This window comes from Vibrio sp. R10-SG3-ISO10, from assembly GCF_059834185.1.
Window position 1 is genome coordinate 64,314 of the sequence record NZ_JCBDHG010000025.1, and the last position, 21,657, is coordinate 85,970.

At 44.8% G+C, this 21,657-nt stretch carries 25 protein-coding genes; 12 read left to right on the plus strand and 13 right to left on the minus strand.

Annotated elements, in window-relative coordinates:
* Positions 1 to 102: 102 nt before the first annotated feature.
* The gene (locus AC6R16_RS21205; RefSeq protein ID WP_171323874.1) at positions 103 to 528 is read left to right on the plus strand and encodes a phosphate-starvation-inducible protein PsiE; all 426 of its coding nucleotides are present in this window, start codon (positions 103 to 105) and stop codon (positions 526 to 528) included.
* Between the two features lie 45 nt (positions 529 to 573).
* On the opposite strand, the gene AC6R16_RS21210 is transcribed toward AC6R16_RS21205, so the two are convergent.
* The 3 genes from AC6R16_RS21210 to AC6R16_RS21220 all read right to left on the minus strand — a co-directional run bounded on the left by AC6R16_RS21210 (position 574) and on the right by AC6R16_RS21220 (position 3,657).
* Entirely contained in the window at positions 574 to 1,050 is a 477-nt protein-coding gene (locus tag AC6R16_RS21210) for a hypothetical protein (protein ID WP_239852478.1), read from the minus strand.
* A gap of 202 nt (positions 1,051 to 1,252) precedes the next feature.
* Positions 1,253 to 2,668: a winged helix-turn-helix domain-containing protein gene (locus AC6R16_RS21215; protein ID WP_500675639.1), complete on the minus strand. Its 1,416-nt coding sequence runs from the start codon at positions 2,666 to 2,668 to the stop codon at positions 1,253 to 1,255.
* A 122-nt stretch (positions 2,669 to 2,790) separates the two neighbouring features.
* Positions 2,791 to 3,657 (minus strand): YicC/YloC family endoribonuclease, encoded by an 867-nt coding sequence (locus AC6R16_RS21220; protein ID WP_500675640.1) that lies wholly within the window; start codon positions 3,655 to 3,657, stop codon positions 2,791 to 2,793.
* Between the two features lie 142 nt (positions 3,658 to 3,799).
* Here AC6R16_RS21220 and rph point away from each other — a divergent pair, with 142 nt between their 5' ends.
* Positions 3,800 to 4,516 (plus strand): ribonuclease PH, encoded by a 717-nt coding sequence (gene rph / locus AC6R16_RS21225; protein WP_004410877.1) that lies wholly within the window; start codon positions 3,800 to 3,802, stop codon positions 4,514 to 4,516.
* A gap of 115 nt (positions 4,517 to 4,631) precedes the next feature.
* Positions 4,632 to 5,273 carry an orotate phosphoribosyltransferase gene (gene pyrE, locus AC6R16_RS21230; protein WP_500675641.1) on the plus strand — a complete coding sequence of 214 codons (642 nt, stop codon included), beginning with the start codon at positions 4,632 to 4,634 and terminating at the stop codon, positions 5,271 to 5,273.
* 312 nt (positions 5,274 to 5,585) lie between these two features.
* Here the strand turns inward: pyrE and lpxM are convergent, their stop codons facing one another.
* The 4 genes from lpxM to coaBC all read right to left on the minus strand — a co-directional run bounded on the left by lpxM (position 5,586) and on the right by coaBC (position 9,469).
* Positions 5,586 to 6,578, minus strand: coding sequence for a lauroyl-Kdo(2)-lipid IV(A) myristoyltransferase (gene lpxM, locus AC6R16_RS21235; protein WP_500675642.1), 993 nt, complete (start codon positions 6,576 to 6,578; stop codon positions 5,586 to 5,588).
* A 15-nt stretch (positions 6,579 to 6,593) separates the two neighbouring features.
* On the minus strand, positions 6,594 to 7,544 hold the full coding sequence (locus AC6R16_RS21240) for a Kdo(2)-lipid IV(A) acyltransferase (protein ID WP_500675643.1): 951 nt from the start codon (positions 7,542 to 7,544) through the stop codon (positions 6,594 to 6,596).
* Between the two features lie 5 nt (positions 7,545 to 7,549).
* Positions 7,550 to 8,140: a nucleoid occlusion factor SlmA gene (slmA, locus tag AC6R16_RS21245; RefSeq protein WP_004743839.1), complete on the minus strand. Its 591-nt coding sequence runs from the start codon at positions 8,138 to 8,140 to the stop codon at positions 7,550 to 7,552.
* A gap of 123 nt (positions 8,141 to 8,263) precedes the next feature.
* Positions 8,264 to 9,469: a bifunctional phosphopantothenoylcysteine decarboxylase/phosphopantothenate--cysteine ligase CoaBC gene (gene coaBC, locus AC6R16_RS21250; RefSeq protein WP_500675644.1), complete on the minus strand. Its 1,206-nt coding sequence runs from the start codon at positions 9,467 to 9,469 to the stop codon at positions 8,264 to 8,266.
* 239 nt (positions 9,470 to 9,708) lie between these two features.
* Between coaBC and radC the strand changes: the two genes are divergently transcribed.
* The 5 genes from radC (at position 9,709) to mutM (ending at position 12,733) form a co-directional block, all read left to right on the plus strand.
* On the plus strand, positions 9,709 to 10,377 hold the full coding sequence (radC, locus tag AC6R16_RS21255; protein ID WP_500675645.1) for a RadC family protein: 669 nt from the start codon (positions 9,709 to 9,711) through the stop codon (positions 10,375 to 10,377).
* Positions 10,378 to 10,653: 276 nt separating this feature from the next.
* Positions 10,654 to 10,890 carry a 50S ribosomal protein L28 gene (gene rpmB, locus AC6R16_RS21260; protein ID WP_004743834.1) on the plus strand — a complete coding sequence of 79 codons (237 nt, stop codon included), beginning with the start codon at positions 10,654 to 10,656 and terminating at the stop codon, positions 10,888 to 10,890.
* A gap of 13 nt (positions 10,891 to 10,903) precedes the next feature.
* A complete protein-coding gene (gene rpmG, locus AC6R16_RS21265; protein ID WP_004410866.1) occupies positions 10,904 to 11,074 on the plus strand; it encodes a 50S ribosomal protein L33 in 171 nt (56 codons plus the stop codon).
* Between the two features lie 333 nt (positions 11,075 to 11,407).
* Complete coding sequence (locus tag AC6R16_RS21270) at positions 11,408 to 11,890, plus strand: hypothetical protein (RefSeq protein WP_500675646.1); 483 nt, start codon at positions 11,408 to 11,410, stop codon at positions 11,888 to 11,890.
* Between the two features lie 36 nt (positions 11,891 to 11,926).
* On the plus strand, positions 11,927 to 12,733 hold the full coding sequence (gene mutM, locus AC6R16_RS21275) for a bifunctional DNA-formamidopyrimidine glycosylase/DNA-(apurinic or apyrimidinic site) lyase (protein WP_500675647.1): 807 nt from the start codon (positions 11,927 to 11,929) through the stop codon (positions 12,731 to 12,733).
* Between the two features lie 204 nt (positions 12,734 to 12,937).
* Here mutM and coaD read toward each other — a convergent pair whose 3' ends face one another.
* Complete coding sequence (coaD, locus tag AC6R16_RS21280; RefSeq protein ID WP_004742888.1) at positions 12,938 to 13,432, minus strand: pantetheine-phosphate adenylyltransferase; 495 nt, start codon at positions 13,430 to 13,432, stop codon at positions 12,938 to 12,940.
* Between the two features lie 106 nt (positions 13,433 to 13,538).
* Between coaD and AC6R16_RS21285 the strand changes: the two genes are divergently transcribed.
* The gene (locus tag AC6R16_RS21285; protein ID WP_500675648.1) at positions 13,539 to 14,573 is read left to right on the plus strand and encodes a glycosyltransferase family 9 protein; all 1,035 of its coding nucleotides are present in this window, start codon (positions 13,539 to 13,541) and stop codon (positions 14,571 to 14,573) included.
* A 38-nt stretch (positions 14,574 to 14,611) separates the two neighbouring features.
* On the opposite strand, the gene AC6R16_RS21290 is transcribed toward AC6R16_RS21285, so the two are convergent.
* Together AC6R16_RS21290 and AC6R16_RS21295 are read right to left on the minus strand one after the other, a co-directional pair.
* Positions 14,612 to 15,403 carry a glycosyltransferase family 2 protein gene (locus tag AC6R16_RS21290; RefSeq protein ID WP_500675738.1) on the minus strand — a complete coding sequence of 264 codons (792 nt, stop codon included), beginning with the start codon at positions 15,401 to 15,403 and terminating at the stop codon, positions 14,612 to 14,614.
* Entirely contained in the window at positions 15,397 to 16,473 is a 1,077-nt protein-coding gene (locus AC6R16_RS21295; protein WP_500675649.1) for a glycosyltransferase family 9 protein, read from the minus strand. Before AC6R16_RS21295 ends, AC6R16_RS21290 begins: the two co-directional genes overlap by 7 nt.
* Positions 16,474 to 16,566: 93 nt before the next feature.
* Here AC6R16_RS21295 and AC6R16_RS21300 point away from each other — a divergent pair, with 93 nt between their 5' ends.
* The 3 genes from AC6R16_RS21300 to AC6R16_RS21310 are packed head-to-tail and all read left to right on the plus strand — an operon-like array spanning position 16,567 to position 19,312.
* Positions 16,567 to 17,271: a 3-deoxy-D-manno-octulosonic acid kinase gene (locus AC6R16_RS21300; RefSeq protein ID WP_500675650.1), complete on the plus strand. Its 705-nt coding sequence runs from the start codon at positions 16,567 to 16,569 to the stop codon at positions 17,269 to 17,271.
* Positions 17,271 to 18,338 (plus strand): glycosyltransferase family 9 protein, encoded by a 1,068-nt coding sequence (locus AC6R16_RS21305; protein WP_500675651.1) that lies wholly within the window; start codon positions 17,271 to 17,273, stop codon positions 18,336 to 18,338. The genes AC6R16_RS21300 and AC6R16_RS21305 overlap by 1 nt, the downstream gene beginning before the upstream one ends.
* Positions 18,338 to 19,312, plus strand: a complete 975-nt coding sequence (locus AC6R16_RS21310; protein WP_500675652.1) for a WaaS/CpsH family glycosyltransferase — start codon at positions 18,338 to 18,340, stop codon at positions 19,310 to 19,312. The genes AC6R16_RS21305 and AC6R16_RS21310 overlap by 1 nt, the downstream gene beginning before the upstream one ends.
* Positions 19,313 to 19,337: 25 nt before the next feature.
* Here the strand turns inward: AC6R16_RS21310 and rfbC are convergent, their stop codons facing one another.
* The 3 genes from rfbC to rfbA are packed head-to-tail and all read right to left on the minus strand — an operon-like array spanning position 19,338 to position 21,651.
* Positions 19,338 to 19,886, minus strand: coding sequence for a dTDP-4-dehydrorhamnose 3,5-epimerase (gene rfbC, locus AC6R16_RS21315; protein ID WP_239852446.1), 549 nt, complete (start codon positions 19,884 to 19,886; stop codon positions 19,338 to 19,340).
* A 9-nt stretch (positions 19,887 to 19,895) separates the two neighbouring features.
* Complete coding sequence (gene rfbD / locus AC6R16_RS21320) at positions 19,896 to 20,777, minus strand: dTDP-4-dehydrorhamnose reductase (RefSeq protein WP_500675653.1); 882 nt, start codon at positions 20,775 to 20,777, stop codon at positions 19,896 to 19,898.
* 7 nt (positions 20,778 to 20,784) lie between these two features.
* The gene (gene rfbA, locus AC6R16_RS21325) at positions 20,785 to 21,651 is read right to left on the minus strand and encodes a glucose-1-phosphate thymidylyltransferase RfbA (RefSeq protein WP_500675654.1); all 867 of its coding nucleotides are present in this window, start codon (positions 21,649 to 21,651) and stop codon (positions 20,785 to 20,787) included.
* Positions 21,652 to 21,657: the final 6 nt, after the last annotated feature.

Sequence of the window (21,657 nt, forward strand, 5' to 3'; positions counted from 1 at the left end):
GAGTTGGCAACATCGACTAAAGGATGAATGTTTGCCAACTCTTTTTTATCTTCCTCGTGATAAACTGTTTTTCAATCAATTGGATTGTTTTGGAAACAACGCATGCCTTCTCACTTACCTCAGTCATTTAGTAAACCGTTTCTTAAGATCTTTTATGCTCTAGAAGCTGTGCTCTTGGTGGCGATTACGCTCGCTACTTTGTACGCCATGGTTGAAGAGTTTTTGCATGTGTTTACTGAAAAGCGTGTCCTTCTTACCGATATTCTGCTGATGTTTATCTATCTCGAAGTGCTTGCCATGGTTAAGCAGTTTGTGATGAACGGTAAGATTCCAGTGAGATACCCGATCTATATCGCCATGATGGCTATTGCTCGTTACATCACCCTAGGAATGAAAGAGATGGATGCGACTTTGGTGGTGTGGTTGTCTGTCGCGGCATTGATTCTGGCCGTCGCTACTATGGTGATTCGAGTTGGGCACCATTACTGGCCTTACGTGGATAGAAACACCTTAGAGAAAGATGAGTAGCTATTTAGACCAAAATGCCCCGCGAGTGAAGCGGGGCATTGTGTTTTAGTGTTGCTCTTCGTGGCGGATATACATAAGTGCCACCATGCTAAAGCCCATAAACTGCCATAGGTACTGGCCGTCACTCGCTCCTGAAAGAGTTTGAGTCAACGCCATACAACCAGCGACAAACAGTGATGCGATTGCAGAATAACGCAGCCAAGGTCTTTGTTTGTTAGCCATAAACTCGCCGTTGAGCACAGAGCGAATAACTAGAACAAATGGCAAGCACTGCAACACAATCAAAATAGGAAACATAAAGTCGAACGTTGGGCTAAGAAACACGTGGCCGACTTGGCTTTTGTCCCATGTTCCGACGATATAACCTTTCCAGCCAGACCATGTATCACCTGCATAGGCGGTTTCTGGCGTTATTACGCCCAGTAAGACCCCCATCACTTTGTCGATGAAGCCGTTCTTGAACCAAAATACAAACAGAAATATTTGGACTGGAATGATTTGATAAGCGAGTTTTTTCAACATGAACTTGTACCCTAAACGGATGAAACTGAATTGCTCGCTAGTATGCTAAGAGCGGTTTTGTTCATGCTTGATGCAAGGCAACTTGATTTTAAAGCAGACAAAATCCCTACTTTTCTGGGTACAGAGAGCTAGGGCTTAAGGGGCTTAAAGCCTTACCAGTTCAAGTGTGGAGTAAGGCTTAGAGTTTGACAAAATCTGAGGTTTAGAAGAGGTTTGCTTTTTGTGAAGATTCAATAAGATCAAACAGTTGTCCTTTGCTCTCTTTCTGTAAGCTTTCAAAACGTTGGTAGTTGTATTGCGAGCTTTTAGGGTTGTTTGCACTTTGCTCGGTAACACTAAGCAGATAGTAACTGATCGGGCTCGGGGTACTTTCAGCAGCGTAAAATAGGTAAGGGTATGACTGATCGTGCTGGTTGTTGATCAGTAGCGCTAAACCCAGCGTCAGATTAGCGATGTCGCAGCGCGGATTCATCTCAAATGCTTGTTTAGCCAAGACGAGCGACTGTGATTGACTCTTCTGCTTTTGACCTTCTAGATAATCGAGAGAAGCCGCATATGACAACAGAGCATTGACCAAGTAGTTGTCACGGCCTTGTTGCTGAATCTGTTGAAGTTGCTGAGTGATAGGCTTGAAAGCTTCCCCACCTTTACCTTGATAAAACAAGGAAATCCCAGCAGAGATCGCTTTCCAGTCATCAAAGTTATCGATTGAGGTGACTCGATGGTTTGCCGCTTGATAGTCAGCTGTATTTGGAGCAACGACAGCCTTAACCTCTAGTACCACATCACCAATGGCATCAAAGAAAGAGCCTTCATTAAATGTCTGCTTGATTTTATGATTGAGTTCAGGGTGCTGGTGGTTTTGAACGATTAAGGTGAGAAGGTAGTCTTGCTCTACATGTTTTATCCAACCTTTAATTTCAACCCCTTGTCGCACCAAGTTTTCTTGATCTTGCTGAGCTAACTGAGAGAAATGATAGCCGGTAATACTGCGTGCTGAATTTAATCCATAAAACAGGTAATTAAACACGCTCTCAGCCATGGGGTAATCTTGGCTCGAATCCAGTGTCAGTTCGTGGATATAAACGGGAATGGTCTGTGTTTGCACCTCAGCTGAGTGGGTATTGAGTTGTATTTGCTTGTTGGTAACGAGCAGTAGAGTTGCCAGTACAGCTAAACAGATACTTGCGAGGGCGAGATAGATCCCCCGTTTGTTTTTAGCAGTCACCTCAATGTTGGCATTAGATTCCTCTAGACCATCCACCGATGTATCTGATGTCGGCTCATTCTCTTGAGTAACCTTGATATCAAGCAGATAGCCCTGCTTAGGAATGGTTTGAATCACTTGGTATGGCCGAGAGTTATCTTGTAAGTGACTTCTCAACTGGCTAATGACCTGCCTAACGAGATTGTCCGAGACGTGGCTACGCTGCCAAACGGATTCAGCGATTTGCTGAGTGCTGACCACTTGACCTTTGCAGTCGATTAAGTAGCTAAGTAGTCGAGCCTGCAGTGGCTCTATATGAACCTCTTGCTCATCAATCACCAAGTGATTTCGTTCAGGATAGAACTTGATAGGAACATTCAGTTGCAAGATATAGCAAGGAGACGAGGCCATAGGGAAGAGTCTAGGTTACAAATAACCTGATTAGATTATTGGGTTTAGAGTACTGAAGCAAGTGGGCTATTCGATATAAAAAAAGCCCTGCATTGCAGGGCTTTAAATTTGGTTAGAGCAGATTACTCGATGTTCTGGATCTGCTCACGCATCTGTTCAATAAGCACTTTCAGCTCAACACCCGACGCTGTGATATCTGTGCTGATAGACTTTGAGGCAAGCGTGTTTGATTCGCGGTTGAACTCTTGCATCATGAAGTCTAAGCGACGGCCACAAGCCCCACCTTTCTTAAGAATATTAGTCGCTTCTTTTACATGCGAGTCTAAGCGGTCTAGCTCTTCTGCCACGTCAGATTTTTGTGCTAGAAGGATCAGCTCTTGCTCAACGCGTGATGAATCAAGCTCAACTTTCGCTTCTTCAAACTTCGAGAACAGACGCTCACGTTGCCACTCTAAAATTTCAGGCATACGTGCACGTACTTTAACCACTTCCTCAGTAATCGCATCTAAGCGCTGGACGATAAGCGCTTTCATGTTTTCACCTTCACGGCCACGCGCTTCAATAAATTCGCTCACTGCTTCATCAAATGCACCTAGCAGATCTTTGTTTACCGCATCCATATCTTGCTCTGAGGTTTCCATAACACCCGGCCAGTTCATTACCTGGAATGGGTTTAGGCGACTTTCTTCGCCAGTCATCTGCATCACTTGGTTAGCCGCATTGATCACTTGCTGTGCTAGATTTTCGTTGATGCTTAACTCGCCTTTCGCCGCTGGGTTAGCTTCAAAGCGCAATGCACATTCCACTTTACCGCGCGCTAGGCGTTTACGAAAACGCTCACGCAGGACTGGTTCTAGGCCACGGAACTGCTCTGGCAGGCGGAAGTAAGTTTCAAGGTAGCGTTGGTTAACACTACGAATTTCCCAAACGGCACTGCCCCAATCGCCTTTCACTTCTTTGCGTGCATAGGCTGTCATACTGTAGATCATCGAATTTTCCTGTTTAATCATCTTTGAAAATAACGCGGGGCAATAGTAGCACAAATCTCGGATGGATAGCTTTGTAGAGCAAACTTCGCTATAATCCTGCTCCAACCAAAAACGTCTCCCCCTTCATATAAGGTAGATGCCCATGCGTCCAAACGATCGCAAGGCGGACCAAGTTCGCCCAATCAAAATTACTCGTAACTACACTGCGTATGCAGAAGGCTCTGTGCTAGTTGAATTCGGCAACACGAAAGTGCTGTGTAATGCGACCGTTGAAGAAAACGTACCGCGCTGGCTAAAAGGTCAGGGTAAAGGTTGGGTGACGGCTGAGTACGGCATGCTGCCGCGTTCGACTCACTCGCGTATGCGTCGTGAAGCGGCGAGCGGCAAGCAAGGTGGTCGTACGATGGAAATTCAGCGTCTGATTGCTCGTAGCTTACGTGCGGTAGTTGACCTAGAAGCAATGGGCGAAATCATGGTGACAGTAGACTGTGATGTAATCCAAGCGGATGGTGGTACGCGTACTGCGTCTATCTCAGGTGCGAGCGTTGCGATGGCAGATGCATTCCAACACCTAGTAGAGAAAGGCAAGCTAAAAGCGAACCCTATGAAAGGTCACGTAGCGGCTGTCTCTGTGGGCATTCTAGGTGAAGATATCCTGTGTGACCTTGAGTACACAGAAGATTCAGCAGCTGATACCGATATGAACGTTGTGATGACGGAAGATGGTCGCATGATCGAAGTTCAGGGCACAGCAGAGGGCGAACCCTTCACTCACGCTGAGCTAATGAAATTGCTGGAGTCGGCGACCAAAGGTATTACCGAAATTGTAGCGGCGCAGAAAGCGGCGTTAGAAAATTGATTTAGATAGCTTCCTCTTTAGGAAGCTATTTTTTTATCAAAATTTGGCTAAGGCTAAGTTTTGAACTGTTTATAAACCGTCTAGACAACTAGACCTTTTATTTAGAGAGAAAGTAATGAAAGCATACCAGCGTGAATTTATTGAGTTTGCACTAGAGAAAGAAGTCCTAAAATTTGGCGAGTTTACTTTAAAGTCTGGCCGTAAGAGCCCGTACTTCTTTAACGCTGGTCTTTTCAATACTGGTCGCGACTTAGCGCGTCTAGGTCGTTTCTACGCAGCTGCGCTAGCGGATTCTGGCATTGAGTTCGACGTACTATTTGGCCCAGCTTACAAGGGCATCCCAATTGCAACGACGACAGCTGTAGCTCTAGCAGATCATCACGACATCGACACACCTTACTGTTTTAACCGTAAAGAGGCGAAAGACCACGGTGAAGGCGGTAACCTAGTCGGTAGCGCGCTAGAAGGTCGTATCATGCTGGTGGATGATGTGATTACCGCAGGTACAGCAATTCGTGAGTCTATGGAAATCATCCAAGCAAATGGCGCAGACCTTGCTGGCGTGTTGGTTGCGATTGACCGCCAAGAGAAAGGTAAAGGTGAGCTCTCTGCTATCCAAGAAGTTGAGCGTGATTTCGGCTGTGCAATTATCTCAATTGTAAGCCTGACTGACCTAGTGACTTTCCTTGAAGAGAAAGGTACTGACGTAGAGCACTTAGAAGCAGTAAAAGCGTACCGCGCTGAGTACGGCATCTAAGACCGGATTTCGTCCTTTAGAACGCTTTGCTCCGAGAATCGGGAACGTGCTTCGCTCTTCGAGAAGTTAACTGTCATTCCATAGAGTGACGAAGGAGCGAGTAGGGAATCTCATTAAGAGTTCGATTCGCTTCAAGATATCCCCAACTCACTCGTTCCTCGTTCTTGAAGATGGCGGGGTTAAGTTATTGAAATGAAAAGGGTTGACGCTTTCACGTCAACCCTTCATTTTTGAAGCTCTCCAGCTCTCCAGCTCTCCAGCTCTCCAGCTCTCCAGCTCTCCAGCTCTCCAGCTCTCCAGCTCTCTAGCTCTCTAGCTCTCTATATCATCCCGATCACCATGGTGTGAGTTATCGTAAATCTCACGACCATCGCGTTGGGTTTTCAGTAGCGAAAGGTTCCACATGTATTGCTCTGGATGTGGACGAACTAAATCTTCTATCGCTTGGTTCATCGCGCGAGCATCGGTCTCTTCATCGCCTGTTGGGAAGTTTTCAAGCGCAGGTAAGATATGTACTTCATACTTACCGGTTTTATCGTTGTAAGCAGGCAGAACAGGGACGACTTTCGCTTTTGATAGACGAGCCATCTTACCAAAACCTTTGAGCGTGGCTTTCTCTGTACCAAAGAAAGGAACAAACACAGAGTTGGCAGCGCCAAAGTCTTCGTCTGGTAACCAATAACCCAGATAACCATCCTTAATTGAGCGCACAAAAGGTTTCACCCCTGCTTCACGAGCAAAGATACGGCCACCATACTGCATGCGCTGAACCTGCATTAGCCAGTCACCAATTGGATTGCGCTGTGGCTTCATAATGGTGGTGACTTTATAACCTTTAGCGGCAAGCATAACCGCAGGGTAGTCAACCGCCCATGCATGAGGCGCTAGGATGATTACGTTCTCGCCAGCATCCAGCAGCGGTAAGATGTTTTCCTCTCCAATCATCACGCCACGGCTTTGGTTGTGTTTGGTTGAGCGCACTAAAAATTCAGAGTAACCCAATAGGTACTGCGCAGCCTTGACGAAAGTTTCTTCAAGGATCTCTTGGCGCTCTTGCTCAGACTTTTCAGGGAAACAGTATCTTAGGTTAACGCGAGCTCGTCGGACTACACGGCCATTTTTGCGCACGGCAAAGACGGATAACTTGCGTGCAAGCGCATCACGCCAGCGATATGGAATAAAAGCAAATAACCCAGCAAACAAGATACCTAACCAAGTGCCCCAATGTTTAGGGTGGAGGAAAGACCACTCAAAAGTTGGGTTGTGCAGGTGTTTATCTATGCTGTTTTTTTCATTGGTGCTCATTCAGCAGGGCCTATTCTATTGATAACGAGAGTTGGTTAGCGTTTCATCTGGCAGTGACTTGAAGCGTTTGTGTAGCCACATCCACTGTTCTGGAGCACGCATAATAATCTCTTCGACAAATTTATTCATATATGCCGCAGCGGCGGTTTCATCTTTTTTCGGGTAGTCAGGCTCAATATTCTTATCAGCGATGATTTCGTACTTACCTTGGCTGTTTCTAAAGCCAGAGCCCGGGATAATGGCACACTTACTGGTGTAAGCAAGAATGCTCGTTCCCGTGGTGGTACAGGCTTCTTCAACGGCAAAGAATGGCACAAACACAGATTTGTTATGACCGTAATCTTGATCTGGCAGATAGAATAGGCGATGCCCCTGACGTAACACGCGAATCATCTGCTTAAGGTCGGTACGGTAGATAAGTTTGTTGCCATTACGTGTGCGACCACGATATTGAATGAATTCATAGGCTGGGTTGCTATGCGGGCGGTAAGCGCCATAGCCTTGTAAACCCAATACTCCAAAGGCTCGTGCGGTGATCTCAAGGTTGAGGGCATGAACACAACAAAGCAAGACACCTTTGCCTTCCTTATCTAAGCGTCTTAGCTCTTCAACGTCTTTAGTCTGTAAAATACGTTTAAAGCGCCATGTCGGCCAAAACCAGGTAATCCCGGTTTCAATTAAGGCCATACCGGTATTTTTGAAGTTTCCTGCAACGCTTTTGTCGATCTCACTTTGTGACATGTCTGGAAAAGCGAGTTCGAAGTTTCTTCTCGCGACATGTACACGGGATTTGCCAAAGCGCATCCCTAAACGACCTATGCTTTGCCCTAAACGCAGCAACAGCGGGTAAGGGAGAACATTAACAATCAATGCGAGCAGTCCAAAGCCTAGCCAAACTCCCCAATTTCTCGGGTGTAGTAAGGAAAGGGTAAATGGAGGCGGTTGATTGTACTTATCTTTACTCATAGTGATTACTTAATTTGTGCGCTTAACAGTGCCCAGTATTCTTCAAAGTTTGCAGTCGGTTGGTATTTAAAATCAGAGCGAACAAATCGGTTTAAGCTGCCTTCCACCTGACCAAGTAGTTGGGCGGCTAATACCTTCTCATCAACAGGAAATGCCTTTCCTTCACGCAGCATACGCTCACGCAGGATCTGACGGATAGAGGTTTCAATACGCTCAAATAGTTGATTGATACGGTCGCGCAGGCGTTCATTTTCAAACATTAGTGCATGACCAGACAAGATACGGCTCAGACCTGGATTGCGCTCAGCAAAGGCCAGAATCAATTGCAGTACGAGTCGAATTCGAGTCAGAGTGTCTTTCTCTTCATCCAGAATACGGTTGATACGCGACATTAGAGACTCTTCGATAAACTCGATTAAGCCTTCGAACATGCGCGCCTTACTTGGAAAGTGTCTATACAGCGCGGCTTCTGAAACGCCAACTTGCTTAGCGAGTTTTGCGGTTGTAATACGTGAAGCGCCTTCGTTGGACTCCAGCATTTCAGCCAATGCTTGCAAAATTTCATCTCGGCGGTTGGTTTTTCTTGTTCCGGCCATGAACCTTTTTTCCTTATTGTTACCATTCTGAATAAAGCTTTGAGCAAAATAGCTCAAAGCCAACAACTTATGACAATTCCATTTATCGCGAAGGTTTGTTCTTCTTGAGAATAAATATGAGCTTTACGCTTCTAGTTTTTTCGCGATTGTCGTGATGATTTGCGAGGCAATTTGTTGCTTCGACGCAAGGGTAAGTGATTGCTTACCATCTTTCCAGTATACGGTGATTGCGTTGTCGTTGCTATTGAAGCCTTGCCCTTCGACAGAGACATCGTTAGCACAAATCATATCAAGATTCTTCTTGCTGAGCTTTGTACGAGCGTAGTGTTCTACGTCTTGAGTTTCGGCAGCAAACCCAACGGTAAATGGTCGAGATTCACTGAGAGCAGCGACAGAAGCGATAATATCGGGATTTTTCACCATAGTGATGGTCATTTGATCGCTATCATCTGTCTTTTTGATTTTTTGTTCGGCGATAGATTCAGGGCGATAATCAGCAACTGCGGCGCAGCCGATAAAGATGTCATGAGTTTTTGCTTGCTCTATGGCAGCGTTATACATGCTTTGCGCACTGTCGACATCAATACGTTCTACACCTGCTGGTGTCGCAAGGGAGACTGGGCCAGAAACGAGCGTTACTTTTGCTCCCTGTGCCGCTGCTGCTTGCGCTAATGCAAAGCCCATTTTTCCAGAACTGTGGTTAGAAATATAACGCACAGGATCGATTGCTTCACGGGTTGGGCCCGCCGTGATCACCACCGATTTGCCTTTTAGTGGCTTATCAGCAAAAAACTGTTCACATCGCTCGACGAGCTGCATTGGCTCTAACATGCGCCCAGGGCCCACGTCTCCACACGCTTGTTCGCCTGCCGCTGGCCCCCAAACATGCATACCACGACGTGCAAGGGTTGCGATGTTCTCTTGGGTGGCGATATTGCGATACATCTGCTGATTCATCGCTGGTGAAACGGCAATGGGCGAGTCGGTGGCAAGCACTAAGGTCGTGAGTAAATCATTACCCATACCTGCGCTCATGCGGGCAATTAAATCCGCGGTTGCCGGTGCAAGCAAAACAAGATCAGCCCATTTGGCAAGCTCGATATGTCCCATAGAGGCTTCTGCAGCAGGATCGAGTAGGCTATCAGAGACAGGTCTGCCAGATACGGCCTGCATGGTCAGTGGGGTAATAAATTCTTTAGCTGCTTTGGTCATAACCACTTGAACCTGCGCCCCATGTTCAATAAGGCGGCGAGTTAGTTCAGCACATTTGTAAGCAGCGATACCACCACTAATACCTAATAGGATCTTTTTGCCTGCGAGTGTTTGCATGATGATCTTCCTTAAAATTTCTGCCCGTAAGATACCACGGCTGATATTTACGTGCCTAGGGTCGCTATCTGAGTTATTAAATTTGAAAGTTGATTTGGTGCAAAGTTTGTCACACCTCTATAGCTAGATTGTTTCAAGCTCTGCGCTTAGTTAATCGCACTGTTTCTTGCTCGGTTTTATCTATGATGCCTTCTTTACTTACTCTAACTTTTGCTGAGTTCATTACTGATGGGATATAGATGAGCGCTTTACCAAAAGAATCCATGCCTAGAGAAAAGCTTCTATCACATGGCCCGCAATCGCTAACGGATGCCGAGCTGCTAGCGATATTTTTAAGAACGGGTACCCAAGGAATGAATGTTCTGGCTCTATCAGACCATTTGATTAAGGAGTTTGGCTCACTGAGAGCGCTTTTTTCTGCTGATTTAGACCATTTTTGTCGCCACAAAGGACTCGGTGTCGCTAAATATGTTCAACTGCAAGCAGTACTAGAAATGACCCAACGCTACTTAGCTGAGACGCTAAAGCGCGGTGATGCCTTGACTAGCCCTGAACAAACTAAACTCTATCTATCTGGACTGCTCAGAGATAAGCAGAGAGAAGAATTCTTTGTGCTCTTTTTAGACAATCAACATCGGGTAATATGTGGAGAGCCTCTGTTTCAAGGCACGATAGATGCCGCTTCAGTCTACCCAAGAGAAGTCGTTAAGCGCGCTTTAGAGCACAATTCAGCGGCTCTGATTTTGGCACATAATCACCCGTCAGGCGTTGCAGAGCCTAGCCAAAGCGATCGACGAATAACCCGCCGAATCAGTGATGCGTTAGCGCTGGTGGACATCCGCGTGCTAGACCACTTTGTGGTTGGCGATGGAGAGATTGTTTCCTTTGCGGAGCGCGGTTGGATTTAAATCACATTTTTAGTTGTGAGTTCGCTGATTTCTGCTACAATCCCCCGACATTTTTTAGCACATAAATCAGCTCTGCCTAAAAAAGATCACGAAAACCTGTAAAAAGGATCTGTTCGGGTCTTGAGCAATGCTACTCAAGTTAGTATAATGCGCGACCTTTGATAGCCTTGTATGGGTTTCCATAGCGGTATAAGACCTCAAACTTCTAATTTAGAAACTGAGAGGTTCGGCCACCAAGGTTGATATCGAGCTGAAACGATTTTGGAGAAGACATTCATGTCACGAGTATGCCAAGTAACTGGTAAGCGTCCAGTAACGGGTAACAACCGTTCACACGCACGCAATGCTACTAAGCGTCGTTTTCTGCCGAACCTACAAACTCATCGTTTCTGGGTAGAGAGCGAAAAACGTTTTGTTAAACTACGTCTATCTGCTAAAGGTATGCGTATCATCGATAAGAAAGGCATCGATGCTGTTCTTGTTGATATCCGTGCAAACGGCGTAAACGTTTAAGAGGAAATAGACAATGGCAAAGAAAGGCGTACGTGAGAAAATCCGTCTAGTATCTTCTGCAGGTACTGGTCACTTCTACACGACTGATAAGAACAAGCGTAACATGCCAGGCAAATTTGAGATCAAAAAGTTTGATCCAGTAGTTCGCCAGCACGTTATGTACAAAGAAGCTAAAATCAAGTAATTGATTCTTCTTTGAACTTCCTTCGGGAAGCGTGAATTGAAACCCAATCATAGCAATATGGTTGGGTTTTTTATTTTGAATAGAAGGAACAGGCTACGCCCTCCGGGAACGGACTTCGTCCTACAGAACGCTGTGCTCCGAGATCGGGCTTCGCCCTGCGAGAAAAATGTGTAGTTGGCTTATCGAAGATTGCTAGCGGCACTTGTTTTCTAATTGGATAAAATAATCCCGCATCCCGCATCCCGCATCCCGCATCCCGCATCCCGCATCCCTCGCCTATCTACCTCTTTTCTGCTACTTTTGAGTCAGTTAAAGGCAGAGAAGTTAGACACTATGCGAGTTTCCCCTGCACGTCGTAGACGTTGGAACAATATCCTTATGTTAGGCATTATCGCGTTTATCGCTTTGCTTAACCTTCCTACTTTGATCAAAGCCTATCTACTTGAGCCGACGGTAGTTGAAAGCCCTTATCCATATTTGTTGAACCCTCAGGCAGAGTTACAGGCATTACATTTCTCTGATTGGTCACTGGAGAAAAACCAAGGACGTTGGCGCAGTACTGTCAATACCGCTATTCCTGAACAGGAGCTTGCACAACGTTGGATTGATTTGGTCGGCACAGAAGTGACTCAAGACAACTTCGATAGCTTAAAGCCTCAACTTAGTATCCCAAGTTCAATTGAAGCATGGTATTTAGATCAGGAAGAGCCACAAAGGATCACTTATTACCAAACCCCACAATTTTGGTTGCTGAAAAACTGGCAAGACAAGTGGATAGCCATTTCGGTTGAACCTCGCTATCTTATGCCTGAGTAAATCCACACTATGTGTTGCATGCGATAGGAACAATTGATGCCTGAATTACCTGAAGTTGAAGTAAGCCGAATGGGGATCTCGCCTCACTTAATTGGTCAAACGGTGGATAAACTGACATTTCGCACTCCTAAACTGCGTTGGGATATTCCTGCGGAGCTGAAAAAAATGGAAGGGCAGGTCATTCGAGGGATTTCCCGTCGAGCCAAGTATTTATTGATCGAAACAGATGCTGGTAGCGCGATTGTCCATCTTGGGATGTCAGGCTCACTAAGAGTGCTAGATGCCGAGATCTCACCGGCTAAACATGATCATGTTGATCTGAAGTTAGCTAACGGGAAGGTGCTGCGCTATAACGATCCAAGGCGTTTTGGCGCTTGGCTATGGACAGAAGATGGTACTCATGCAGCACTAGGTAGTATGGGGCCTGAACCGCTAACCCCTGAATTCAATGCTGATTATATTGCAGAAAAGGCCGCGAATAAGCGCGTTGCGGTGAAGCAATTTATTATGGATAACAAAGTCGTGGTTGGCGTAGGTAACATCTACGCTAATGAATCGCTATTTAGTTCCGGTATCCACCCAACACGACCCGCCGGAAAGCTAACGGCGAAAGAGTGGGAATTATTAGTCAAAGAGATTAAGCGAGTGCTGGATACTGCAATCAAACAAGGTGGAACGACGCTAAAAGACTTCGCTCAAGCCGATGGAAAGCCAGGTTACTTTGCTCAAGAGCTGCAAGTATATGGTAGAGCGGGCGAGCCATGTCCAACCTGTGGTGAACTTATCGAAGAGCAGAAGATCGGTCAGCGCAATACGTTTTTCTGTAGTCAGTGTCAGAAATAGAGGGCGGAGCGGACTACGTCCTTCGGGAACGGGCTGCGCCCTACGAGAATCTGGAACGGACTTCGTCCTCCGAGAGGTGCTTGCGGGCTGTGAGGTGCAAGAACCTTTGCTTCAACAAGAAGGATAGGATTTGTTTTTAAGGAGAGATAGAACCTAATAACCTAGCTCTCCAGCTCTCCAGCTCTCCAGCTCTCCAGCTCTCCATTAAACATGTGCTTTGGTTTTTAGCGCTTCCGCGACCACTTTTGGTACGAAGTTGGTCACGTCACCACCGTGAATAGCCACTTCGCGTACTATGGTTGAAGAGATAAAAGCATGCTCTTCGGCTGGGGTTAAAAATACGCTTTCTAGTCCTGGCATAAGGCGGCGATACATATTTGTTAGGCCAAATTCGTACTCGAAGTCGACAGTGGTGCGCAGGCCGCGAATCAATACATTAGCTTGCTCTTGTTTGGCAAAATCTACCATAAGGCCTGAAAAACCCTTAGAGCTTACGTTGTCTAGGTGCTTTGTGACTTGTTGAGCGAACTGAACACGCTCATCCAAGGTAAACATGGTGTTTTTACTTGGACTGGCTGCAACGGCGATGATCACTTCATCAAACATATCTGCGGCACGTTCAATTAAGTCTAGGTGTCCGTTAGTAATAGGATCAAATGTTCCCGGATAAATCACTCGGGATAGGCGTTTTTGGCTCACTTTGCGCGTCTCTAATTTTTCCATCTCCTTCAATGTTAACAAAAAGGCTCACAATTACCCACTGAAGCCGTTATCATTGGAACAAAAGATAGATGTGGATTGAGTGATGAAAAAAATACTGGTAGTGAGAAACGACAAAATCGGCGACTTTATGTTGGCATGGCCGAGCTTTGCCATGCTTAAAGCCTCGCTACCAGATTGTCAGGTTACTGCTCTGGTGCCTAAATATACGGTTGCGCTTGCAGAGCTATGCCCATGGATTGACCATGTTATCGTCGATGTGACAAAGAAAGCTACAAAACATGCGCAGAAAGAGCTGATTGAGCAGATTCGTCACGAGCAGTTTGATGCTTCGATTAACTTGTTCTCTACCACTTATAACGCCAGGTTAGTTTGGAAGGGCAAGATTCCTTATCGCTTAGCTCCTGCGACTAAGCTCGCGCAGATCTTCTATAACAAGCGCATTAAGCAAAAGCGTTCACAATCGGCTAAGCCAGAGTTTGAATACAACCTAGATCTTATTCGTGCCTTTTTAAGTGATATTGGTAAGCCTATCGTTGAACCTTCAGCGCCTTACTTATCGTTTAGTTCGCAGCAGTTAGAACAGCAAAAAAGCAAGCTGGCACAACAACTCGAATTGGATGTAAACAAGCCTTGGGTCTATGTCCATGCCGGTAGTGGTGGTTCAGCTAATAATCTTTCTTTAGAGCAGTACACCCAGCTTGTCAGCGTTTTAGCGGGTGAATTTGAAGTGGTATTGACCGCAGGACCAGGTGAAGAACAAAAAGCCGCTGAGTTGCAGCAATTGATGGTTAGTTGCGGTAGAAATGCAGCGCTATATGACAAAAACGATGGTTTGGTTGATTTTTCTTGCTCGATTGCTTGTGCCGATATGTTTATCGCAGGCTCAACTGGCCCGTTACATATTGCGGCGGCGATCGATGTGCCAACCGTTGGCTTCTTCCCAAGTAAACGTTCTGCCACGCCACTACGTTGGCAACCGATTAATTCAAAAGGGAATCACATCGCTTTTTGCCCACCGCAAGCCGATGATAAAGCAAGCCAGGAAGATATGGCGCGTATTGATGTCGAAAAGGTGTTGGAAGAGTTACAGCCTTGGGCTAATGCTAAATTAGCATAGAAAAGGCGACCTTATCGGTCGCCTTACAATTCAAGCGTTTAAAACTTTTCAGGCATCTTGTCGGTTTCTGTTCGAATCCATAAATCCGCATATTTGACAAAGGTAGAATGCGCAGAGAGTAGTGACAGCAGGAAGCCCTGTTTACCATCTAAGAAGCCGGCCTTAACGACATACATTTTCAAAAAACAGCCCAACGCATGAAGAATACCTTGTGAGATGCTGCTCTTTTTACCCTTCTTCTCTCGCTGCTCTGCCCACGCTTTCGCATAGCCTGCGGACTTAACCAAGTAATGGTTCATATCATTGTAGGTAAAGTGAATCAGGTCCCCAGTAAGGTTTTCAACCTTCATCTCTCCAGTTACTTCGACTTTCTCATGCACCAAGGCATCATTGTACTGAGTCAGTTTCGTTGGATATAAGCGCAGAACGCGATCTGGGTACCAGCCACAATGACGAATATAACGGCCAAACACCCAGCTTAAGCGCGCGGTTTTATAGATGGTTGAAGGCTCCTTGTTAGCAACCGCCGCTAAGATGCTCTCTTTCAGTTCAGGCGTGACACGCTCATCTGCATCGAGCCACAGAATATAATCTGACTCGACATAAGATTGTGCGATACGGCGCTGAGGCCCAAATCCTGGCCACTCTTGATTGACGAAAAACTTGTCGGTAAAGGTTCGTGCTACTTGTTCTGTTTTGTCGGTGCTTCCAGAATCGAGGACGACAATCTCATCAACCCAGTCATGGACGGTTTCCAAGCAAGCTTTAAGGTGCTGCGCTTCGTTTTTAACGATTAAGGCAACGGCAATGGTAGGTTTACTCACTAGGATACCTCTGGAGTGGACGATGGAAGGTTTAAGTCAGAGACTACTTTATCAAACATAGCGATAACTTGCTGAGCTTCAATACGTTGCATGGCGTTTTTGTCTTTAACTCGTGCGCGCCAACTCAGTTCTTTTGATGTTTTGCCTGTCTCGGCTTGAATCGCTTCTTCATAGGCCGACACAACATACTGGCGATATTGATAAGGCCCCGTTCGCTCTGGGTTATGGTGAGCATAAAGGCCAATAATAGGAGTGTTAACCGCGTTAGCCATATGGGCTGGGCCTGTATCCGGTGCAACCACGAGATTGGCTTTATCCAATAGCGCTAACATCTCTTTGAGAGAACTTTTGCCAACTAAATTGCTAACCGTAATATCAATCAAACTCTCGATTTGCGTGGCAAGATCTAGCTCTACCTGAGCAGGACTCCCGGCTAAAATTATACTCCAGCCTGCTTGATGTGCATGCTGAATCAGCTCTGCATAGCCTTCTGCTGTCCAGTTTTTATAGGCTTTACTTGCTGCGGGAACAATCACTAAGTTTGGCTTAGTCGTGTCAAGTTGAGCGATTGCCCAGGTTAAATCATCCGCAGAGTAGTCAATCCGCCATTTCGGTGACATATCTTGCACACCGAGCGTTTCACCAAAGGCAAGTAGCCCATCGAGAACATGCATGGTTTGCGGGGAAGGGACTTTGACATTGGTAAACAAGCTTTGAAAATCTTGGCTGCGTATAGAGTCAAAACCAAGTTTGTACTTCGCTTTGATACCTAAGGTTGCAATGCTAGCTCTAAACGCGTATTGCATATGCAGGAGGGCGTCGAACCGATAATCTTTTAGCTCGCGCCACAGCGATTTATAGCCTGACCAGCCCTCTTTTTTATCAAACACCACCACTGTGATGTTGTCTAAATCTTCAATTAACTTTGCTTCCAGTTTGCCTGTTATCCAAACGATTTCAGTTTCAGGCCACTGGCGCTGTATCGCTTGTACAGCCGCAACGGTATTACAGACGTCACCAATCGCAGACAAACGTAGTACGCAGAGAGATTTAGGAGCAGAGGAAAAAAGTGGCATAGTGATTTCAATTAGCGTGTATTAGCCAAGATTATGCAGAGAGGCTCAATAAATGTAAAATGGCGGCGCAAATAAATTGAGAGATCACCACGCATGAATACTTTGCAGTTTGATAATCAGACCATATGGTATGACGAAGAGCTACTCAAAGAAGACCCTAAACAAGTTTTCGAACCAAGTTATTGGCAGCAAAACGACAAAGTTATTGGTAGCGCTCAAGGACGTGGTACTACTTGGTTTGTGCAAACAGAGTCAATGCCTGCTGCGCTGCGGCACTATCGTCGTGGTGGTCTATTTGGCAAATTGGTTAAAGACAGTTACCGCTTTTCAGGTTGGGAGCAAACGCGCAGTTATCAAGAGTTTCAGCTTTTGAAGACGCTAATCCAAGCGGGCGTCAACGTCCCTAAACCAATTGCTGCCCGTGCAATCAAAAGTAGCTTGAGCTATACGGCAGATTTGTTGAGTGAAAAGATACCTAATGCCAGAGATTTGGTATCGATTCTGGTAGAAAAGCCACTTTCTGCACAGATATATCAGAAAATTGGCCAAGAAATTCGTAAGATGCATAACGCGCATGTGAACCACACTGACCTCAATATCCACAATATCTTGCTTGATGAAGACGAAAAAGTTTGGATTATCGACTTCGATAAATGTTACCAACAATCTGGCGAAGAGTGGAAGCAGAGCAATTTAGCAAGACTAAAGCGCTCTTTTGAGAAAGAGGTGGGGAAGAGGCATATCAAATGGGTGCACAGTGATTTTTCTGTAATTCTGTCTGCTTACAAAGGTATTTAATGAGATTTATAATTAGCCGACTGCAACGTTTTCGGGATGTAGTTAGAAGACACCTTGGTGTACTGCTGTTTGATCGTAAAAGAGAGTCTACTTTTGATCCTAAACAGGCGAAAAGCATCTTATTTATTCGCAATGATGCCAAGCTCGGTGATGCAATTGTTTCTTCTGGAGTTATCAATAAAATTCGCAAGCACAGGCCTGATATTAGAATTACAGTGTTGACCACGCCATCGATGGAACCTCTATTCAAGCAACATTTTTCCGTGGATCAAGTTGTTCATCTTAGTAAACGTCCTTCCTATGGTGAGATACGGGCAGTTTGTCAGGAGTTAGGGAGCATTGATGTTGTCGCATCGCTTAACCTTGATATGAAAATGAAGGATATCTATCTGCTCAACAAGCTAGATTCGAGGCTTATCGTCGGTGTGGATAGTTTACTGAAACTGGTCGATATCAATATTTCCGCTGATATTCATGGCCTTCATTATGCAGAAAAATTCGATTACGTATCCAAGCTTTTGGGTATCTTAGAGCCTGCCGAGAGATATCAAGTACCCGTGCTCACCGAGTCGGTAGCCAAAATTGAAAGCTTCATAGCGGCAAGTGGCATTAATGATTATGTACTCTTGAACCCGTTTGGAAGCGGCAATGAGCGTAAACTTAGTCGTGAATCGATAGAAGCCATTGCGACCGCAGTGCTAAGTCTCGATGAGTCTCTTAAAGTTGTTGTATTAACAGCTCCTGATACCTTAAAGCAGTTTCAGTCAATGAACCTTATGAATGATAGAGTTGTTCATTTTGCGGATAGTCAGTCTATTTATGATGCGATTGCCGCAGTTGTTAAAGCCAAGCTTGTAATTTCTGTTGATACTTCGATCGTGCACATTGCTTCTGGGCTTCTCAAACCCCAAGTTGCTATCTACAGCGATGATGCTGCTAACTTTTCCAACTGGCATCCAAACTCTGATATTGCTGAAGTCATTGTTGCTTCAGGGGAAGTTAATAATTTTGATCACACCTTGGTCATTCCAAAAATAAAATCGTTACTTGAAGAAGCGGCTAGTTGATGAAAGTTCTGTTTATATGCCCCAACTGGGCGGGGTTGGCTGACCCCATCGTGAGAGAAATGGTGAAGCAAGGCCACGAAGTGGTACATCTAGATCACTCGGACTTTTCAAAGTTTGGTTATTTCGATGCTTGTCATCGAGTACTTGCTAAAATCTATCAGCTTGTAACGAAAAACAGTTATAAACATCGTATAACCGATGCTGAAATTACACGGACAATTAATTCATTTTTTATTGCGAGACCAAAGTTTGATGTCGTCATTATGACAGAGCCGAGTCTGTTTAAACGTGAACACTTGGAACTGCTTAAGCAGCATTGCAACAAATTAGTCGCAACTCTTTGGGATAGTTTGACGAAATCCCCCGAGAATAAACAACACTTGGATCTATTTGACGTTGTATTTAGCTATGATCACGAAGATTGCAACGCCTATGATCTTATTAAGATCAATAACTATCTAGACCCTTCATGGACCACTTCAGTGTCGTTGGAGAGTGCTAAATATGATGTTTTTTCCATCATGAGCTATACCAAAGAAAGGTATCAACAGGTCGTGAAATTCTTAGATGCTAATCCGAGTATCTCACCTAATATCCATTTTTACATCGACCATCCCAGAAAGAGAAAATCAATTACTGATAAGCGGATTAAAGTAACTGACAAATTAATGCTAGGAGATGAACTTAAAAGTAATATTGAGAGTTCTAAGGCGATCTTAGACTTCTTGCAAGGACACCAAGCTGGGCTTTCTTTTCGAGTGTATGAGTGTCTAGGTTATCAAAGGAAACTGATAACGACGAACCAGAACTTAAAGCACTATGATATCTTTTGTGCAGAAAACATGGTGGTGTTGGATAGTAGTTATCAAGTGCCGGAGCCTATTTTCTCAACCCCTTATTTTGAACCTGAACCACAGATTGTAGAGAAATACATGCTTTCTTCGTGGGTTAGAAATGTGTTAAGTAAGGTATAGCGCATCGAGCGCTATACCTTGGTTTTTACTTGAACAGTGGTGCTTCTTGAAACGGCACCCCATTTGCATCTTTCTGTGATAGTGATGGAGCTTGCTTACAAGGCCAGTTGATATTGAGTTGTGGGTCGTTCCACAGAATGCTAACTTCTGAATCTGGGTTGTAATAGTCAGTACATTTGTAGACAAATTCAGCTTCTTCACTGGTTACATAGAACCCATGTGCGAATCCTTCGGGTACCCATAATTGCCTCTTGTTTTCAGCCGAAAGATAAACACCAACCCACTGACCAAACTTTGGCGAGCCTTTGCGCAAATCAACAGCGACATCAAATACCTCTCCTGAGATAACTCTGACCAATTTACCCTGCGTATTTGTCAACTGGTAATGTAGCCCTCTCAAAATACCTTGCTTAGATTTCGAGTGGTTATCTTGGACAAATGGAGTTGGTTTATGTGTGACAAGCTCTTCGAATTTTTTCTGTTGCCAAGTTTCCATAAAGAACCCTCTATCATCTCCAAAAACAGTAGGTTCTATGATTTTTACATCTGAAATATTCGTGTCGATTACATTCATAGCTTTAAATTATTCCACATAAGCAGTTAAGTCTTTCAGTGCCTGTTTCCAGTCGCTAGCTTGTAAGTTGAATTTGTTTTCTACCAAGCTCGTACTGAGGCAAGAGTTCGCAGGACGTCTCGCTGGAGTAGGAAACTCAGCGGTTGAAATTGCATCTACAGTTGGAATACGAGCTATAAGTTCTTGTTGATAGGCTTGTTTAAATATATCTGTCGCAAAATCACACCAACTTACATGGGGTAAGCCTGAATAGTGATAAGTGCCATATAATGGTGGTTCGTTAGAGACTACTTTTTTAGCAATCACAATCAAAGCTTTCGCGATATCGCCAGCGTAAGTTGGTCCACCTAACTGATCATCTACAACTCCTAAGCAATCACGTGTTTTGGCCAATCGGAGCATAGTTTTGACAAAGTTGTTGCCATATTCTCCAAAGACCCAAGCTGTACGCAAAATAACATGATGAGGGCATGCATTGGCTACAGCTACCTCTCCGGCTAATTTGCTTTTGCCATAAATGCTTCTTGGAGCCGTTGTATCTTTCTCATCATAAGGGTGCATTGACTCACCAGAAAAAACATAGTCAGTTGAGATATGTATAAGGGTGGCATCATGTATGTTGGCAGCAACGGCTAGGTTATAAGGTCCGATATGGTTTATTAAATCAGCAATCTCAGGCTCACTCTCTGCTTTGTCAACGGCGGTATAGGCTGCTGTGTTTACAATGACATTAGGAGAAAATTCTTGCACTACTTTCTCCACTGCCTCTTGGTTGGTGATATCTAGGTCTTCTTTATCTAACGCGAGAAAGGTAATGCCAGCTTCATTATTTAATTGCTTAACTAAAGATTGACCGACTTGCCCATTGGAGCCAGTAACAAGTATTTTCATAATGTGTTTACTCTTGAACTAAGCGTAACAGATACTGACCATATTCATTCTTAGACATAGGCTTAGCGAGATCCTTTATTTGTTTGGATGTTAACCAGCCGTTTCGCCAAGCTATTTCCTCTAGACAGGCGACCTTTAATCCTTGAACATGTTCTATGGTTTGTACAAAAGAAGATGCTTCATGCAGGCTTTGGTGTGTACCAGTGTCTAGCCATGCGAATCCTCGGCCAAGAAGCTCGACTTTTAGCTGCCCTGATTCCAAATACATCTGATTGATGCTGGTTATTTCTAATTCACCTCTTTCTGAAGGGGTGACAGCTTTTGCGAAGTTAACTACCTGATTATCATAGAAGTATAAGCCAGTCACGGCATATTCAGACTTAGGGTGAGTTGGTTTCTCTTCAATAGACACGGCTTTCATTTGGTTATCAAATTCAACAACGCCAAAACGCTCTGGATCACGGACTTGATAGCCGAAAACCGTTGCGCCAGATTTGTTATTGGCAGCAGAGTGGAGTGTTTTTCCGAAAGACTGCCCATAAAAAATATTATCACCCAAAACCAAGCAGACCGAGTCGTTACCAATAAACTCTTCGCCAATGATAAATGCTTGTGCAAGTCCGTCAGGGCTTTCTTGAATTGCATATTGTATTGATACGCCAAAGCCTGAGCCATCACCTAGCAGACGCTTGAATGAAGCGTTGTCTTCTGGAGTAGTGATCACCAAAATATCTCGTATCCCCGCTAACATTAATGTTGATAAAGGGTAGTAGATCATTGGTTTATCATAAATTGGCAGTAGTTGTTTAGACGTTCCACGAGTCAATGGGTAAAGCCTAGTTCCAGAGCCTCCTGCGAGAATTATACCTTTCATTTTACG

What these genes read in the sequence shown, in the direction of transcription:
- AC6R16_RS21205 (WP_171323874.1), top strand. Translation starts at nt 103, where the DNA reads ATGCCTTCTCACTTACCTCAGTCATTTAGTAAACCGTTTCTTAAGATC.
- AC6R16_RS21210 (WP_239852478.1), bottom strand. Translation starts at nt 1,050, where the DNA reads ATGTTGAAAAAACTCGCTTATCAAATCATTCCAGTCCAAATATTTCTG.
- AC6R16_RS21215 (WP_500675639.1), bottom strand. Translation starts at nt 2,668, where the DNA reads ATGGCCTCGTCTCCTTGCTATATCTTGCAACTGAATGTTCCTATCAAG.
- AC6R16_RS21220 (WP_500675640.1), bottom strand. Translation starts at nt 3,657, where the DNA reads ATGATCTACAGTATGACAGCCTATGCACGCAAAGAAGTGAAAGGCGAT.
- rph (WP_004410877.1), top strand. Translation starts at nt 3,800, where the DNA reads ATGCGTCCAAACGATCGCAAGGCGGACCAAGTTCGCCCAATCAAAATT.
- pyrE (WP_500675641.1), top strand. Translation starts at nt 4,632, where the DNA reads ATGAAAGCATACCAGCGTGAATTTATTGAGTTTGCACTAGAGAAAGAA.
- lpxM (WP_500675642.1), bottom strand. Translation starts at nt 6,578, where the DNA reads ATGAGCACCAATGAAAAAAACAGCATAGATAAACACCTGCACAACCCA.
- AC6R16_RS21240 (WP_500675643.1), bottom strand. Translation starts at nt 7,544, where the DNA reads ATGAGTAAAGATAAGTACAATCAACCGCCTCCATTTACCCTTTCCTTA.
- slmA (WP_004743839.1), bottom strand. Translation starts at nt 8,140, where the DNA reads ATGGCCGGAACAAGAAAAACCAACCGCCGAGATGAAATTTTGCAAGCA.
- coaBC (WP_500675644.1), bottom strand. Translation starts at nt 9,469, where the DNA reads ATGCAAACACTCGCAGGCAAAAAGATCCTATTAGGTATTAGTGGTGGT.
- radC (WP_500675645.1), top strand. Translation starts at nt 9,709, where the DNA reads ATGAGCGCTTTACCAAAAGAATCCATGCCTAGAGAAAAGCTTCTATCA.
- rpmB (WP_004743834.1), top strand. Translation starts at nt 10,654, where the DNA reads ATGTCACGAGTATGCCAAGTAACTGGTAAGCGTCCAGTAACGGGTAAC.
- rpmG (WP_004410866.1), top strand. Translation starts at nt 10,904, where the DNA reads ATGGCAAAGAAAGGCGTACGTGAGAAAATCCGTCTAGTATCTTCTGCA.
- AC6R16_RS21270 (WP_500675646.1), top strand. Translation starts at nt 11,408, where the DNA reads ATGCGAGTTTCCCCTGCACGTCGTAGACGTTGGAACAATATCCTTATG.
- mutM (WP_500675647.1), top strand. Translation starts at nt 11,927, where the DNA reads ATGCCTGAATTACCTGAAGTTGAAGTAAGCCGAATGGGGATCTCGCCT.
- AC6R16_RS21285 (WP_500675648.1), top strand. Translation starts at nt 13,539, where the DNA reads ATGAAAAAAATACTGGTAGTGAGAAACGACAAAATCGGCGACTTTATG.
- AC6R16_RS21295 (WP_500675649.1), bottom strand. Translation starts at nt 16,473, where the DNA reads ATGCCACTTTTTTCCTCTGCTCCTAAATCTCTCTGCGTACTACGTTTG.
- AC6R16_RS21300 (WP_500675650.1), top strand. Translation starts at nt 16,567, where the DNA reads ATGAATACTTTGCAGTTTGATAATCAGACCATATGGTATGACGAAGAG.
- AC6R16_RS21305 (WP_500675651.1), top strand. Translation starts at nt 17,271, where the DNA reads ATGAGATTTATAATTAGCCGACTGCAACGTTTTCGGGATGTAGTTAGA.
- AC6R16_RS21310 (WP_500675652.1), top strand. Translation starts at nt 18,338, where the DNA reads ATGAAAGTTCTGTTTATATGCCCCAACTGGGCGGGGTTGGCTGACCCC.
- rfbC (WP_239852446.1), bottom strand. Translation starts at nt 19,886, where the DNA reads ATGAATGTAATCGACACGAATATTTCAGATGTAAAAATCATAGAACCT.
- rfbD (WP_500675653.1), bottom strand. Translation starts at nt 20,777, where the DNA reads ATGAAAATACTTGTTACTGGCTCCAATGGGCAAGTCGGTCAATCTTTA.
- rfbA (WP_500675654.1), bottom strand. Translation starts at nt 21,651, where the DNA reads ATGAAAGGTATAATTCTCGCAGGAGGCTCTGGAACTAGGCTTTACCCA.